Annotated in this window: 14 protein-coding genes and 1 tRNA gene; 11 read left to right on the forward strand and 4 right to left on the reverse strand. The window is 37.7% G+C overall.

The window, feature by feature from the left end; genetic code table 11:
- Positions 1-281: 281 nt before the first annotated feature.
- The 7 genes from uvsE (at position 282) to A5N88_RS13545 (ending at position 8,877) form a co-directional block, all read left to right on the forward strand.
- Positions 282-1,247: a UV DNA damage repair endonuclease UvsE gene (gene uvsE, locus A5N88_RS13510; protein WP_066266896.1), complete on the forward strand. Its 966-nt coding sequence runs from the start codon at positions 282-284 to the stop codon at positions 1,245-1,247.
- 286 nt (positions 1,248-1,533) lie between these two features.
- A complete protein-coding gene (locus A5N88_RS13515; protein WP_066266899.1) occupies positions 1,534-2,259 on the forward strand; it encodes an SDR family oxidoreductase in 726 nt (241 codons plus the stop codon).
- On the forward strand, positions 2,256-3,293 hold the full coding sequence (locus A5N88_RS13520; protein ID WP_232317579.1) for an S-adenosylmethionine:tRNA ribosyltransferase-isomerase: 1,038 nt from the start codon (positions 2,256-2,258) through the stop codon (positions 3,291-3,293). The genes A5N88_RS13515 and A5N88_RS13520 overlap by 4 nt, the downstream gene beginning before the upstream one ends.
- A gap of 13 nt (positions 3,294-3,306) precedes the next feature.
- The gene (locus A5N88_RS13525; protein WP_066266900.1) at positions 3,307-3,648 is read left to right on the forward strand and encodes a VOC family protein; all 342 of its coding nucleotides are present in this window, start codon (positions 3,307-3,309) and stop codon (positions 3,646-3,648) included.
- A 1,269-nt stretch (positions 3,649-4,917) separates the two neighbouring features.
- On the forward strand, positions 4,918-6,183 hold the full coding sequence (locus A5N88_RS13535) for an ATP-binding protein (protein WP_066266904.1): 1,266 nt from the start codon (positions 4,918-4,920) through the stop codon (positions 6,181-6,183).
- Between the two features lie 29 nt (positions 6,184-6,212).
- Positions 6,213-6,617: a GNAT family N-acetyltransferase gene (locus A5N88_RS13540; RefSeq protein ID WP_066266905.1), complete on the forward strand. Its 405-nt coding sequence runs from the start codon at positions 6,213-6,215 to the stop codon at positions 6,615-6,617.
- Between the two features lie 1,102 nt (positions 6,618-7,719).
- Positions 7,720-8,877 (forward strand): FtsW/RodA/SpoVE family cell cycle protein, encoded by a 1,158-nt coding sequence (locus A5N88_RS13545; RefSeq protein WP_066266906.1) that lies wholly within the window; start codon positions 7,720-7,722, stop codon positions 8,875-8,877.
- Between the two features lie 62 nt (positions 8,878-8,939).
- On the opposite strand, the gene A5N88_RS13550 is transcribed toward A5N88_RS13545, so the two are convergent.
- Positions 8,940-10,655, reverse strand: coding sequence for an ABC transporter ATP-binding protein (locus A5N88_RS13550; protein WP_066266909.1), 1,716 nt, complete (start codon positions 10,653-10,655; stop codon positions 8,940-8,942).
- A 492-nt stretch (positions 10,656-11,147) separates the two neighbouring features.
- Here A5N88_RS13550 and A5N88_RS13555 point away from each other — a divergent pair, with 492 nt between their 5' ends.
- Positions 11,148-11,372 carry a hypothetical protein gene (locus tag A5N88_RS13555; RefSeq protein WP_066266912.1) on the forward strand — a complete coding sequence of 75 codons (225 nt, stop codon included), beginning with the start codon at positions 11,148-11,150 and terminating at the stop codon, positions 11,370-11,372.
- A 133-nt stretch (positions 11,373-11,505) separates the two neighbouring features.
- On the opposite strand, the gene A5N88_RS13560 is transcribed toward A5N88_RS13555, so the two are convergent.
- Together A5N88_RS13560 and A5N88_RS13565 are read right to left on the reverse strand one after the other, a co-directional pair.
- Positions 11,506-11,880 carry a nucleotide excision repair endonuclease gene (locus A5N88_RS13560; protein WP_066266914.1) on the reverse strand — a complete coding sequence of 125 codons (375 nt, stop codon included), beginning with the start codon at positions 11,878-11,880 and terminating at the stop codon, positions 11,506-11,508.
- Between the two features lie 418 nt (positions 11,881-12,298).
- The gene (locus tag A5N88_RS13565; RefSeq protein WP_066266917.1) at positions 12,299-12,532 is read right to left on the reverse strand and encodes a phage holin; all 234 of its coding nucleotides are present in this window, start codon (positions 12,530-12,532) and stop codon (positions 12,299-12,301) included.
- Positions 12,533-12,916: 384 nt separating this feature from the next.
- Here A5N88_RS13565 and A5N88_RS13570 point away from each other — a divergent pair, with 384 nt between their 5' ends.
- Complete coding sequence (locus A5N88_RS13570) at positions 12,917-13,378, forward strand: CotD family spore coat protein (RefSeq protein WP_412733816.1); 462 nt, start codon at positions 12,917-12,919, stop codon at positions 13,376-13,378.
- 193 nt (positions 13,379-13,571) lie between these two features.
- Here A5N88_RS13570 and A5N88_RS13575 read toward each other — a convergent pair.
- Positions 13,572-13,640 (reverse strand) — tRNA-Pro (locus A5N88_RS13575).
- 152 nt (positions 13,641-13,792) lie between these two features.
- Between A5N88_RS13575 and A5N88_RS13580 the strand changes: the two genes are divergently transcribed.
- Positions 13,793-14,044: a hypothetical protein gene (locus A5N88_RS13580; protein ID WP_066266919.1), complete on the forward strand. Its 252-nt coding sequence runs from the start codon at positions 13,793-13,795 to the stop codon at positions 14,042-14,044.
- A 152-nt stretch (positions 14,045-14,196) separates the two neighbouring features.
- Positions 14,197-14,418 (forward strand): spore germination protein, encoded by a 222-nt coding sequence (locus tag A5N88_RS13585; RefSeq protein ID WP_066266922.1) that lies wholly within the window; start codon positions 14,197-14,199, stop codon positions 14,416-14,418.
- Positions 14,419-14,584 lie beyond the last annotated feature (166 nt).

Raw genomic sequence — 14,584 nt, forward strand, 5'->3', positions numbered from 1 at the left:
TCCTCAGATTGAGATTTGTATCCTCTTCCTCCCCTCTCCCTATGCAAGAAACAGTCTTATTTCTTACTGGTTTATAAACTCCTTTTCACCTAATTCTCATTTTTCTGTTTTAATATAAAAACAGGTTGCAAGGACAAGCCAACCAACACACCCCCCTTTTTATAGACCTAAATGTTAATCCGGCCCTGGAGCCGGATTTTTTTTTGTTTAATAAGTACCGCTATTCTGTATTGGACATACTAATCTCATACATGTTTAAACACTAGTGAGGTGAACAGCAAATGACCTTCATCCGTCTGGGATATGTAGCCATGAGTATGCAATTGCAGAACGCATCACCCTCGCAAACCATGACGTTTGCACAATTTTCAAGGATAAAAGACCGTGAGGCTGCAATTCATAAATTAGAGAGAATTGCCCTTTCTAACCTTGAGCATATCTTAAGAATTTTGCGGCATAACGCTGCAAATGATATACGATTCTTTAGACTAACATCGAAGATTATTCCTCTTGCCAATCATGAAGAATTGCTCGATTGGGATTATATGCAGCCTTTAACAGAACCACTAAAAAAAATAGGAGAATACGCTAAGGAACAAAGGATGCGCCTGGATTTCCATCCAGACTATTTTGTACTCCTAAATTCACCCAAAAGTGAAATTCTAAAAAATTCAATTAGGACCCTCCGCCTTCACCATAGGCTTTTAAAAGGCATGAGTATCGATCCTATCCACCGGTGTGTGATGCATGTGGGGGGCAGCTATAAAGAAACTGAATCTGCTCTTGAAAGATTTATTCACAATTGGATGTATGTTCCGTCTGACCTTCAGGAAATGATTATGCTTGAAAATGATGATACATCCTTTACCCTTATGGATACTCTTTATCTTTGTGAAAAATTAGGCCTGCCTTTGGTATTTGATTACCATCATCATTTAGCTCATCATCAGGATGCAGATTGGCTGAGCCATTGGAACCGAATAGTTAACACATGGAACAGCTCCCCTCTTCCTCTTAAAATGCATATTTCCAGCCCAAAGAGTGAGAAGGAATATCGCCATCATGCTGAATACGTGGACATTGATTTATTTTTCAAGTTTCTAAACGAAGTAAAAGGCAGTGTTCAACACATAGACTGCATGATTGAAGCAAAACAAAAAGATCAGGCACTTTTCCATCTTATGTCTCAAATTAAAGAGCGCAATGATGTTGAAATAGTGGATAACGCTTCTTTTTTCTTAAAATAATGCTATGTTAAATTCAATAGCCACTGGTGCTATACGGAAACGCCCAATAATAACCCAGCCCCTTGATTTAAATCGCCAGGCAAATGTAACAAAGAATAATATAAATTAGAAGCCGCTCCTTTGATTGGGGGCTTTTTTTTGCAGAAAAATACTTGTCGAAACATTTTGATATAAAACAGTTGACGCTTACAAAGCAGAAAATTATAATCAATTTATCAACTTAATAAACATTTTTGTTTAAAAAGTATATAAATATAAAACAAAGGCTAAAAGGGAGGATATTTAAATGACAAAGGTTGTAATGATTACAGGTGCATCAAAAGGATTAGGCAGGTCCCTCACGCTCTTCTTTGCAAGAGAAGGATGTAAATTGGCTATTTGTGCACGAGGGAAACAACAGTTGGAAGAAATTAAAAAGGAAGCTGAGACTCTTGGCGCAGAAGTCCTTTCTGCCATAGCAGATGCTTCAGTTGCCAAGGATGTTGAACGATTCGTCGCAATGGCTGAAGCACATTTTGGGAGAATTGATGTTTTAATTAATAACGCCTCTATTCTCGGCCCCAGCCCTATGCCCTATCTTTTGGATTATCCTGAAGAAGACTTTGCTGAGGTGCTCCGGGTAAATTCGGTTGGCCCGTTCCTTGTAACGCGAAGAGTCCTTCCTGGCATGCTGCAACGAAACGAAGGCAGCATCATCAATATCACTTCTGAGGCTGGAGGAACAGGCTATGCGGGATGGGGAGCTTATGGAATTTCTAAGTTTGCACTTGAAGGAATGACTGAAACGTGGGCAGATGAAGTAAGTGAAACCGGCGTGCGAGTGAATATGGTAGACCCAGGTGAAATGAATACAGAAATGCATCGCCTTGCTGTACCTGACTGTGATTATGAGCTGGCAGATCCCGATGACGTCGTTCAGGTATTTGGATACCTTGCTTCTGACAAATCTAAAGGAGTAAACGGCCAGCGTTTAGAAGCACAGAACTTTACTGCAGAAGGAAGTGAACAATGATGAGCATCCATGCTATGAATTTTTACTTGCCGGATGATTTAAACGCGACCACACCTCCAGAACGGCGGGGTATTCGCAGAGATCACGTCAGGTTGATGGTCATTAATAAAGAAAATGGATCCACTGAGCACACACATTTTCACCACCTGGCAGATTATTTAAACAAAGGAGATTTGATTGTCCTAAATGCCAGCCGTACGGTTCCAGCTGTCTTAAAGGGGAAGTGGATGGATGGCAAAGCGGAGAAAGAAATAGAAATTAGACTGGCTCACCGCAAAAGCGAGAATATATGGGAAGCTTTAATTGTTGGAGAAACACTTCGAGTTGGTGAAAAAATCTATTTTTCACCCGTTTTCCAAGCCATCGTCACCCATGCTGATCCAGAGTTTCCTTTTGTCTCACTTCAATTTAACCTATGCTGCTCTGAACTCTACAACCAAATCTATAGCCTTGGCCAGCCGGTCCGTTATGAGTATATAAATCAGCCATGGGATTTAGATTATTATCAAACCGTATTTGCTTCCTCGCCGGGATCTGTAGAAATGCCGTCAGCCGGCAGAGCATTTAGCTGGGAACTTCTTTTTCAGCTGCAAAAAAAAGGAGTTCAAATAGCATATATTCAGCTGCATACAGGACTAAGCTATCTCCTCGACGATAAATGGCATATTGGCCCTAGGGAGAATTTCGAAGAGTACCATATTCCAGAAGAGACAGCCATTGCCATACAAAAGACCAAAAAAGCCGGCGGCCGTATAATAGCGGTGGGCACAACTGTTGTGCGTACTCTTGAGACTGCTGCTATGGAGGATGGAGATATTAAAGCCTGCAGCGGCTGGACCAATCTTTATATCCAGCAGGATACAGAATTAAAGGTGGCGGATGGGTTGATTACAGGTCTGCACGAACCAGAAGCAAGCCACCTGGACTTATTATCCGCTTTTGTCGATCAGCCCATTCTGTATAGGGCTTATCAAGAAGCCATTGAAAAAAAATATTTATGGCACGAATTTGGCGATATGAATCTCATTATATAAGCGGGTGTTTAAAATGAAGCTCCATCATATAGGAATTGAAGTAAACCAATTGGAGAGATCTATGCTTTTTTACAAGGGTCTCCTTGGCCTTCATTTTAAAAACAGAATCGATTTTTTTAATGAAGATATTATCTTTTTGGAGGGGGAAGGGGTACAAATCGAACTCATCAAAAAGACTGCTCCTCCTTCTTCAGCTCATCTTGCTTTTTCTACAGATTCAATTCACAAGACTGTGCACAGCCTGAAGAATAAGGGGATATTCCCGGCGGATGGTCCCTATACCTTAGACAATGGCTGGAAAACCGTTTTTTATGAAGGTCCAGATGGTGAAACAATTGAGTTTATAGAGGAATAACATAAATCAAAAGAGGAGTAGTTCATATATCATATATTTTATAGCTGGATGGGATAAGCTTAGAGAGTGGCTTGGCAGTACGGCAACAATATGGGCGATGAAGGACAAAAGTAAGAAAGAAATCTTTGGAAAAGCCCTTCATAAGAGGGATGAAGGACTTTTATCTCAAATTATTCACACGGAACGGCCTTCATAACAACGATGAAGGCTATTTTCCACAAATTAATCACGCGTAATGTCCTTCATAATACCAATGAAGGACATTTATCTTAAAATATTCATACGGAACGGCCTTCATAACACCAATGAAGGACTTTCCTTATCCTTGAACTAAAGCTTACTTTTTGTTTCTTTTTTTACTTTAAACTACGCTAAACAACAAGCATTTCTCGATAAATTTTTATCAAAGCCAAAAATGTATAAAAATGATATAATAAAAATCCAGCTTCATTTTTAAGAGAAATTACATTATTAATAAACTGCTCATCCTACTCTCAATAATGAATAAAAATATTTACAGAAACTTAATGCAGTATTTATATATCCTTATAATTATTTCCATATACTATAAAACAAATGCACATACCAAATGAGTATTTCTTTTAACAATAGATAGTCCATTTCAATGCTTGGAGGTGGAAAACTTGGCAACCCTTCTTAACAGTTTAGTATTGCTGGGCGGAATTGTAGCATTTGGAATTATTAATTATCGTTCCTACTTTGGAGATAAAACGGACTAAGGATTATTTATTGATTGATTGTTTTTTTATACTTCTCCTTTTAACCTCAATCCCTTTGGACCTCTATTTGGACTTGCACTCCCGCTACTGTTATATGATAAATACAGACCATTTTTCTTACATATAAACAACCTCTGGTCTGAAAACTTTGTAGGTAAGTATTTTCTTAATGTAAACCGCCTTTTGCACTCACCAAATTTCCAAGCAAATATTCTCCCGAAAATGCGCATACTAAAAGAAAAAAAGAGTGATTCATTTATGCACATAATTCAAATGATAATGAAGTTTTTGGGGCAGATATGGCCGTTCGTCGGAATAGTGGGATATTCCTTAATTACAGGCTTATTCGCCCTTCTAAAAGGCACAGAAATTATTCAAAAGCTACTAGGAAAAAGCAGTCAATAGCTGCTTTTTCCTTTTGGTTTTTTTCAGAAAAAACAGACTTTATTCCAAGAGTGGTTAAAAAGCTATTGTCTAATTTTAAATAAAAATGTAAAATTTTCTTAATAACAGCCTGGATGTGATTTGATTGGAAATTACAATGCATTTCTTATTTAATCTTTCCTTACTCTTTATATTGCTATTTGTCTGTTTAATATGGTCAGATCGTCTTGGCATCCGGTCTATTTCCAAGCCGGTAGCGTTTGCTTCTTTTGTAATTGCTATTATCATTTGCTTCCTTGTATCCTATAAGCTATCTGATTCCATTTTTCTTGACCTTCGCGACATTCCAGTTATTCTAGGTGGATTATACCTGGAACTCGGCCCATTACTTGCCATTGCAACTATCTTTTTGCGCGCCTTTTATGGCATTAATTCTGGTTTTTGGTGTAATTTAATTCTTTATTTAATTATCGCTTTAGTCTTTGGATCTCTGCGTCCATGGTTTGGGAATCTCACCCACAGACGAAAAATTTTATTCACTATCTTTATATCTTTTATCGTCAGTTTTATCTCCATGATAGGATTAGAAATGATTGGTCCAACAGACAACCGTATTGACGTCTGGCTGGCCTATCTATGCATTCCCCCACTCGGAACCGGCTTAATTGCATATGCTATTGAATTTGTAAGTAAAAATCTTCTGTTAAAAAGACATTTAATCAAATCCAAGAAATTAGAAGCCGTCGAACAAATGGGCGCCGCCATATCCCATGAAATACGAAATCCACTTACCGCAGCCATTGGCTTTGTTCAGCTGCTGCAAGATGATAATATACAAAAGCACAAGAAAAAGGAGTATCTTGAAATCGTTAAAAACGAGCTGATATCAGCTGAAAAAGTCATACAGGACTATTTAACTTTTTCTAAGCCCTCCCTCAACTCTCTTGAAATATTAAATGTAAAAAAAGAGCTTCTTCACATTATAAAAATCCTTCAGCCTATTGCAAATCGTAATTCCGTCGAAATCATTACCCAATTTTCTGCAATTGGTTTTATAGAAGGCGACTTACATAAGTTTCATCAATGCTTCCTGAACGTAATGAAAAATGCTATTGAAGCAATGCCAAAAGGCGGTATACTTACGGTTGAAACAGAATTTAGCCGATATGAAGTCACAGTGATTATACGGGACACAGGAATGGGAATGAACAAGGAACAGCTTGAAAGACTGGGTGAGCCTTATTACTCGACAAAGGCCCAAAAAGGGACAGGCTTGGGAATGATGGTAGTATTCAGCATCGTACGGGCAATGAAGGGATCAATCCAGGTAAATAGTGAGGTGGGAAAGGGCTCTGCTTTCTTATTTACATTCCCCAAAGTCCTTCCCTCTTATAAAAATGAACGTTTTTGATACCAGTCTGAGGTTTTGGAGGTTAATGCATGAATATGGATATTTCTTTTATCCCCCCTGCTCCTGAAGAATACAACCAATTAAGAGTAAAAGCAGGGCTAAGTCCAAAGGATCTGGCAGCATCTGCTCTTGGGCTCCGAAATTCAATTTTCACTATAACGATACGGGAAAAAACAGCGCTAATAGGAATGGGCCGGATAATCGGAGATGGAGGATGTTTTTTTCAAATTGTAGACATTGCTGTCAGTCCTGATTATCAGGGAATGGGTATCGGAAAGTTAATAATGAAGGAAATTACAAATTACTTGGATAAGCATGCTCCAAAACATGCATATGTGAGTTTAATTGCAGATTTACCTGCAGATCAACTATATAAAAAATTCGGTTTTGATTATACATCTCCTGTCTCTGTAGGAATGTACAAAAAATATTAATTTTTGCAGCTGTCCACTTTACATACGAAGGGGATAGCTTTTTTAATGGATCGGTTCTGTTAAAACTCAATGTTAATGTTATCACCATATAATCGGAGCGGCAGGAGCGGGACTCCTGCAGAATAAAAGAACAGACGATACTTTGAGAGCCGCTATGGGAAATAAGCAATCAAGAAACAAAAAAAGAGCCATTGTCAGCTCCAAAAAGGATAACAATGACTCCATCTAAATCTCGCACTTTTATTATAACTTTTATAAAAAAACGCTCAACCTGTAAAAAATACCTCTGTTTCATAATGTTTCTTTACAAGTAAAAGTCTGGTTAATATTACATTCTTTAAGACTATACAAACTTATGAAAAGCGGTGTATTTAATCAAATTCTAATAAAAACCATACTTTACACCTATTTTTACCGCTTTAGTGAGGTAAATATATATCACCAATATATATTTTCACAGATATTAGCCTCAAAAACCACTTTTTTAATTCTTCAAATTACGACACATATCGACAAAAATCATAATATCCTTTTCTTAAAAAATTCTAGTTGTGTTCGTTGTTGTCGAATTCGCTGTTTTGCCTGTTTCCATATTTTTTACAATCTCCTTTATACATTACCCCTCCCTATTACCATATATAGAGTCAACGTGGCATCGGTCAGAATAAAATTTTGCAAATAACATGTGAAAAAACAAGCCTCTGAAGAGAAATCGCGATGAAAACGCAGCTACTAAAACAAATTCGATAGGTATATTGACCGATTTTGACCAACCTTATCAATCTGTCCCAGAAGATCAATGACAGTCATGGACACAGCTTTAAAAAAATTCTCCAATTTGCTGAAATAGCCAAAATAAGTAGGCTATTCTTCATCACAACTTTTTTCATCATTTGCTTAAAACATGAATTCAGCATATGTAATGCATAAATCAGACGAAAGAATTCACCGAAAAAACTTAATTAAACGTTTGATTAACTGGAAAACATTGATGTTTCTTACATATCTCCCATGTTTAGTGTAAAGATAAATGTATAATTATAATCCTTCTATTTGTTCAGAGGTTTAACATAACCACACAAATTTTCAGGTTGGTGCTAGAATGGATAATCGAAATAAAGTTTTAATAAACTATAATATAATACTCGTGCTGCTTTTACTTTTTTTATCCAGTTGTGTGGCGATTTATTTTGCACAGCAAACCCACCAGTATACCACTAACTTTGTTGTGAGGCAGATCCTCTGGTATATCGTTGGAGTTCCTATTATTATTGGAGTAATGCAGCCTGATGAAGAACAATGGCGCAACATCACCTGGATATTCTATGGTGTTTGTATTTTTTTATTAATTCTCTTGATTGTTGCTCCTGCCAGTATTGCGCCTGTCCGAAATGGAGCAAAGTGCTGGTTTGTTCTTCCAGCCATTGGTTCTATCCAGCCATCAGAATTTATGAAGGTAGGATTAATTCTGACATTAAGTAAACTGATTTATGATCATAATGCAAAGCATCTTCATAAAACATTAAAGACAGACATCCTCCTTATAGGAAAACTTTCCATTGCTACGTTTATCCCCATTGCTTTAATTATGAAGCAGCCGGACCTTGGAACAGCTCTTGTAATGATGTTTTTATATTTTGTCATGCTGCTGGTTTCCGGAATAAGCTGGAAGCTTCTAGTTCCTGTTATTACTGCAACAGCCGGTATTGGCACACTCGTTATTTATTTAGTTTTGGCAGATCCGCTTCTTTTGCAAAAATATTTGCATGTATCTACGTACCAATTTGACCGGATTAATTCATGGCTAAGGCCTCAGGAATATGCAAAGACACTGGCATATAACTACCTGCAGACAGTTAGGGCGATTGGTTCCGGAATGATGAGCGGGCATTTTCATTCTGGATCAAAAGTATATATTCCAGAAAAGCAATCCGATTTTATTTTTAGTGCAATAGGTGAGAATTTTGGATTCATTGGGAGCAGCTTTGTGATTTGTCTGTTTATGAGCTTGGTTTTCAATATTATTCTAGTCGGTTTAAAAACAAAAGACGCTTACTCGTCCTATATTTGTGCCGGTATCATTGGTGTCATTGTTTTTCACGTTTTTGAAAACGTAGGAATGGATATTGGAATTCTCCCGATCACCGGTATACCGCTTCCTTTCATAAGTTACGGAGGCAGCTCCTTGCTTAGCAATATGTTCGCCATTGGACTGGTACTAAATATAAGTTCCCGCAACCGGTCTTTCTTTTTTGATTAATGCTGGGTGAAGCATGCAAAAAGCATGGCGCACGCCATGCTTTTTTGTGCCAATATGTTTGATCAGCGCTGAAGTTGCACCTGATGAAGCCTTGCAAAAATACCACCCCGTTCCAATAATTCATCATGCCCTCCTTCTTCTGCAATTCCATCCTCTGTTACCACAACAATCCTGTCAGCATCACGAATGGTTGCGAGCCTGTGGGCAATAATTAATGTCGTACGATTTTTCGCAAGTTCATTCAGTGCCTTTTGAATGATCATTTCAGTCTCCGTATCAAGGGCCGATGTAGCTTCATCCAGTATAAGGATGGGTGGATTCTTAAGGAACATCCTTGCGATAGCCAGTCTTTGCTTTTGCCCTCCTGAGAGCTTTAATCCACGTTCCCCTATTTGTGTTTCCAAGCCGTCAGGAAGTGATTGGATCATCCCTTCCAAGTGAGCCCGTTTTGCTGCTTCTTCAATTTCTTCATTACTTGCCCCTAATTTTCCGTATGCAATATTTTCACGCAGCGTTCCTGTAAATAAAAAGACATCCTGCTGGACAATTCCAATTTGAGATCGAAGGGATTCAAGCGTCATATTACGAATATCCATTTCATCAATCATTATGCATCCCTCATTAACATCGTAAAAACGAGGAATTAACGAGCATATCGTTGTTTTTCCTGCTCCAGAAGGCCCTACGAATGCCACGGTTTCACCTGCTTGTATAGTTAAGTTAATGTCGTTAAGTACCTCTTTGCTATCGTCATACCTAAAACTTACATCACGGAATTCTATATCCCCAATAAACGAATCTACCTTGATGGCAGCCTCAGAATCTTCAATTTCAGGCTCTTGATCCAATATTTCTGTAAACCGCTTGAAACCGGCCATCCCTTTTGGATAGATTTCCATCAGTGCACTGATTTTGTCAACAGGCTTAAAGAGAACATTAACATACAAAACAAACCCGACCAGCTCACCATAGGAAAGCTGATGATGGTAGCTGAGCCATGCACCGAAAACTAGAACGGCAAGTGTCATGATCCTTGTCATCATATAAATGCCAGATAAACTGAAAGACATTACTTTATATCCTCCAAGCTTAGCGAGACGGTATTTTTGATTATTATCAGTAAAACGTAAAATCTCATAAGCTTGATTGGTAAAGGATTGAACAACACGGATTCCAGATACACTGTCCTCTACTCTTCCATTAATATCAGCAATTTCACCGTACATTTTATCCCATGCTGTATTCATTCTTAAATTACTAATAATAATTAGGAGAATTAAAAAAGGAATGATACAAATTGTTACCAATGCCAATTTAGCGTTCAGTGTAAACATGATCCAAAAGGCGCCTATAATCGTCATAAATGATATAAATAAATCCTCAGGACCATGATGAGCCAGCTCGCCAATATCAAACAAATCATTTGTAATTCTACTCATAATATGGCCAGTCTTGGTATTATCAAAAAATTGGTAGGACTGCTTCTGTACATGCTGAAACAACTGCTGGCGCATATCAGTCTCGATATTAATCCCCAGCATATGTCCCAAATAGTTAACAATAAACTGCAGAAAGGTACTGAATATGTAGAGCAGAAGCAGCCCTGCACTTACGGTGATAATGGTCCTCCAGTCCTGACCTGGTAAAAGTTTGTCAATAAACCATTGGACAGCAAGTGGAAAAGCAAGCTCAAGCAACGCAACTATAATGGCACTGGAAAAATCGATAATAAATAGCCTTCGATGCGGCCTATAATACGAAAAAAATTTGCGAATCATGAAGCGGTCTCCTATTCTTCTATTTTTATTGCTCAGTTAAAAGCCCAGTAGTGTTGGAGAGGAAGAAGCAGCATGACATCAGTGAAAAAGTGGCTAAGCCTGCATGCAGAAAACAAACGCATAAAAGCAAAGGACTGTCATCACCGATACCTTCCACTCAAGCATACTTCCTCCTATATTCGTACTATATACATCATTATCCTGCTGCCCTGTTTAAATAGCTGCTGAAAAGATACACCGCTTCTATTGCTGGGAATGAACAAAATTTCTTTGAAATATCATTTCTTAATGTGCCTCAGCAAATTAAAGTTAATTTTCAAACTTAGGGATGAAATAGTAAAATAGAAGCAATTATTATGGAATATTACAATTGTTAAATCTCGCCCTTTCCCCTATCTTTTTGGAAGGTTTCTGGTAGAGTTAAAGTATGCAAAACTTTTTCCAATGAATCATGTTCTAAGTATTCCCTTTTAAAGGGAAGGAGATGAAAAAATGAACTTAGTACAGATCATTAAAATGCTTGATGATTTAAAAATAGATCCATATGTCAATTCTCACGTCACTCATACATTACGGAATAACCATAAGGAAGTAGCCTTTAGTTACTCAAAGGAATCAGAAGTCTTCCACCTTCATGATATATGTAAAAATCGAACAACAGAATATTCCTATCTTGAGGATATCGCTAACGTCTTATACAACTTTATAAAAGATTAATATAAGAAAAGCTGCCTGTTCAAGGCAGCTTTTTGTGTGCGTTCATCTTATAAGCGGTTATAGGTTTATTTAAAGGTTGATAACTGTTTGTTTTTCAGCACATCTAAGAATCGACAGAGTTCTTCAACAACTCCTATTTATAGAATACTTTTTCTACATTATACTTAGATTTTTGGTTATTAATGATGTACGTTTCGTAGATTTCCCTTTCGGCAGGATCTTCTACATAAAATACACAAATCTTGTGGATTTCATCTCGATGTCCTTTGATTGGAGAAACATTGTCTTCAAAATGCTTCTGCACTCTTTGTCTTAGCTTTCTGGCTTTGCCTACAAATAAAAGTTCCCCTTTAACATTATAAAATAAGATGATTCCTCCTTTATCTCTTGGAATCAGCCTAAAATCAACAAAGTTATATGCACTGCTGATTTTGTGGTCTTTTTCGTCTCCTGCTTGCTTTTGTTTTGTTACAACAACATCCGGCTTCGGCATTTCTATCTTAATCATTAGATTGTCACTTCCTATTTTTATTAAGTCTATTTGTACAAAATGTAGGTTTTACATTTAATTCTTGATTTATAGCTTGTTTCTCATAACTCTTTTTGCTTAGAATTACAGAGCATTGCATTTGTCTTTTAGGAGCAAAAACATAAAAAGAGCTTTTTTAAATGGTAACACATGAATAGAGCAAAAATCCATTATAGCATGGTTATTTGCAATTGGGCGGATTTATCCTCATTATTTTTTGTTATTAACCTCATGTTCATTCAGAATGATGCTTTTTACGAAAAAAAGCACCTACTTAATCTAACCCTTTTGTACTTTTATGCATTACCGTAAGTAAGGGGTCAGACCCCTTTAATGGAGTAAAGCATTAAACAATCACCTTATTGAACAGGTTTTGCCATACCTGAAACAAAAATTCCTATTTAGTTAATCCCTCTCTCTGCAGTACCACCTTTTGTTTTCTTCCTTTATGACTAATGTAATTATTCTTCCACCAGGCCCATACGGAAGCAACTGAAGTTAATACCCATGTCAGAGTACTTTCCATTTCGGCATTACTATACGGGAGTGGCGGATGGCCATTCATGACTAGTATTTGATTAATTAAAGCTGCGGCCAAAAAAATTGTTCTGACCATTGATCCCATGTCCATTTTTCTTCACCTCATTACATCTTATTTAGAGGTATCATCATTTATGGCTTATTCTCTTTTTCTCCCGTCCATTTTTCAACTTCAACCTTAGTTGCAATCTTCTTTTAAAAAGAACCAACCGTTTCTCAAAAGGTGCGGCATAACATTTTTTAGTGTACAAACTGGCAGCAAGCATCACAAATGGGGATCTTTTTCTACTAAAACCAATAAGCATTCCTTTTAATTTTGACGGCGGACATACACCATTTTAAAACAATAGAGCAGCATGTCTTTTAAAAAACCTTAAACTTTGCAAGGTAAAATTGGGTAAAGTGACCAGTACAACTAAGGCATTACACCATATAATGATATCGTATCAAAGATAAATTCGAGGAGGAAAAAAATATGCATTATGATAATTTAGGCTATAGCAACGTAGGAATGGGTGGCTTTAGTAATGTGGGATTTGGTCATAGCAATGTGGGATTCGCTCCTAGTAATGTAGGATTTGGCGGGTATGGCCACATGGGAGTACCAGGATGCCATATGCCTGTTGAAGAGTGTCCGCCGACAGTTATGCCAACTCAATTTGACCCAGGATGTGTTTCTCCACCTAGAGAATATGTGAAAACAAATGTTATAAATAAAGTAGTTGCACACGTCCATCCAACTCATACTACTAATGTTAACAGACACGTTATTCATCACGAGCACTATTTCCCTCACACTGAATCTTGTGTAAATGAATGCTGCGAAACACACTCCATGTGTGGAGCACCAGTAAATCCTTGCTGCGGAGGACCAGTGCCATACGGACCAGGGTTTGGCCACGGACACGGCTTCGGCTGGGGACATGGTTGCTGCTAAATTTTAATAGAACAGCACAGGGGCTGTGAGCAATCACCCCTTGTGCTTTTTGATGTTGTTGAAGCTGCTCGTTTTCAGCTCATTCGTGTGAAACAGTGTTTAACACGAATGAGCTGAAAAACAACAGCGTTCTATAACAGAGCCTCAAAAAAAGACATCCAGTCAAGATGCCACAATCGTTTTAATGCAAAGTCGGAAGACAGGATTCGAACCTGCGACCCCTAGTCCCCCATACTAGTGCTCTACCAAGCTGAGCTATCCCTATATAACTTAGTATTCAAATTAATTTAATTATATACAATACTATCCAGGGTCACAAAACCTTATAAAAAAATGAACATAACAGTTGTATAAGAACATACTTTCGCATAAACTAAAGCTAAATAACTAACTAATTATCCAGGAGTGTTCAAATTGGAGCTAAACATTCGAGTACTGGTGGTTATTGAAGGCAGTCGATCTCTTCACTTTGGACGTTTTAAAGTGAATGACCTCACTTTCCCGCTGAATTCCCATGAGGAAGCTGCCCGCTATGGTTACCAGGTGTATCAAAGAATTAAATATGAAACCGGCTACCGGAAAACAGAGTTGCTAAATGCCACATACAATGGAGAACATGATATTACAGACCTCGTAAAAGAAGTGGAAAGACAATTATTGAAATGACTATAAGCGCCTTTTGTTTTTTGTTATACATTTCTGGACATGTTCTGGCCTCCATGTGGAGATGGCTTTACATAAGGGATACCCGCCTATACGCCTTGCAGCTTAGTTGAATACACTAACTCAAACAGGAATTTTATAAAGGATGGTTGATTATGCCGGCTTTTTTAGGAGGCGTTCAAATCTTGAATGTCAGCGGAACCGCTGGGGTCCATTTCGGAGACTCCGCCTACCTCTCCCCTAAATCATCAAGCTTAACTACAAATGGAGCAGGCGGCGGAAATGAAGGGGCTTTTGTTACAAGCAACAATTGCGTCAGCACAAATAATACTATTGATACAAGTATTGCGGAACAGCCAATTACAGCAAACAATTAGTGCAGTGTATGGAATGGCAAAAACTTTTTAGCCGAGAGCAGTTTTTGCCTTCTTCATCAAAATGCTGCCTCATTATTCTTTCGTAATAATTTCGCCTTTTTATTCGCTTCTCGTCTAATACATAAACATTAAGTTTACTTATTCGTTATACAATACACCTTATATT

The organism is Heyndrickxia acidicola, assembly GCF_001636425.1.
Lineage (GTDB): Bacteria > Bacillota > Bacilli > Bacillales > Bacillaceae_C > Bacillus_AE > Bacillus_AE acidicola.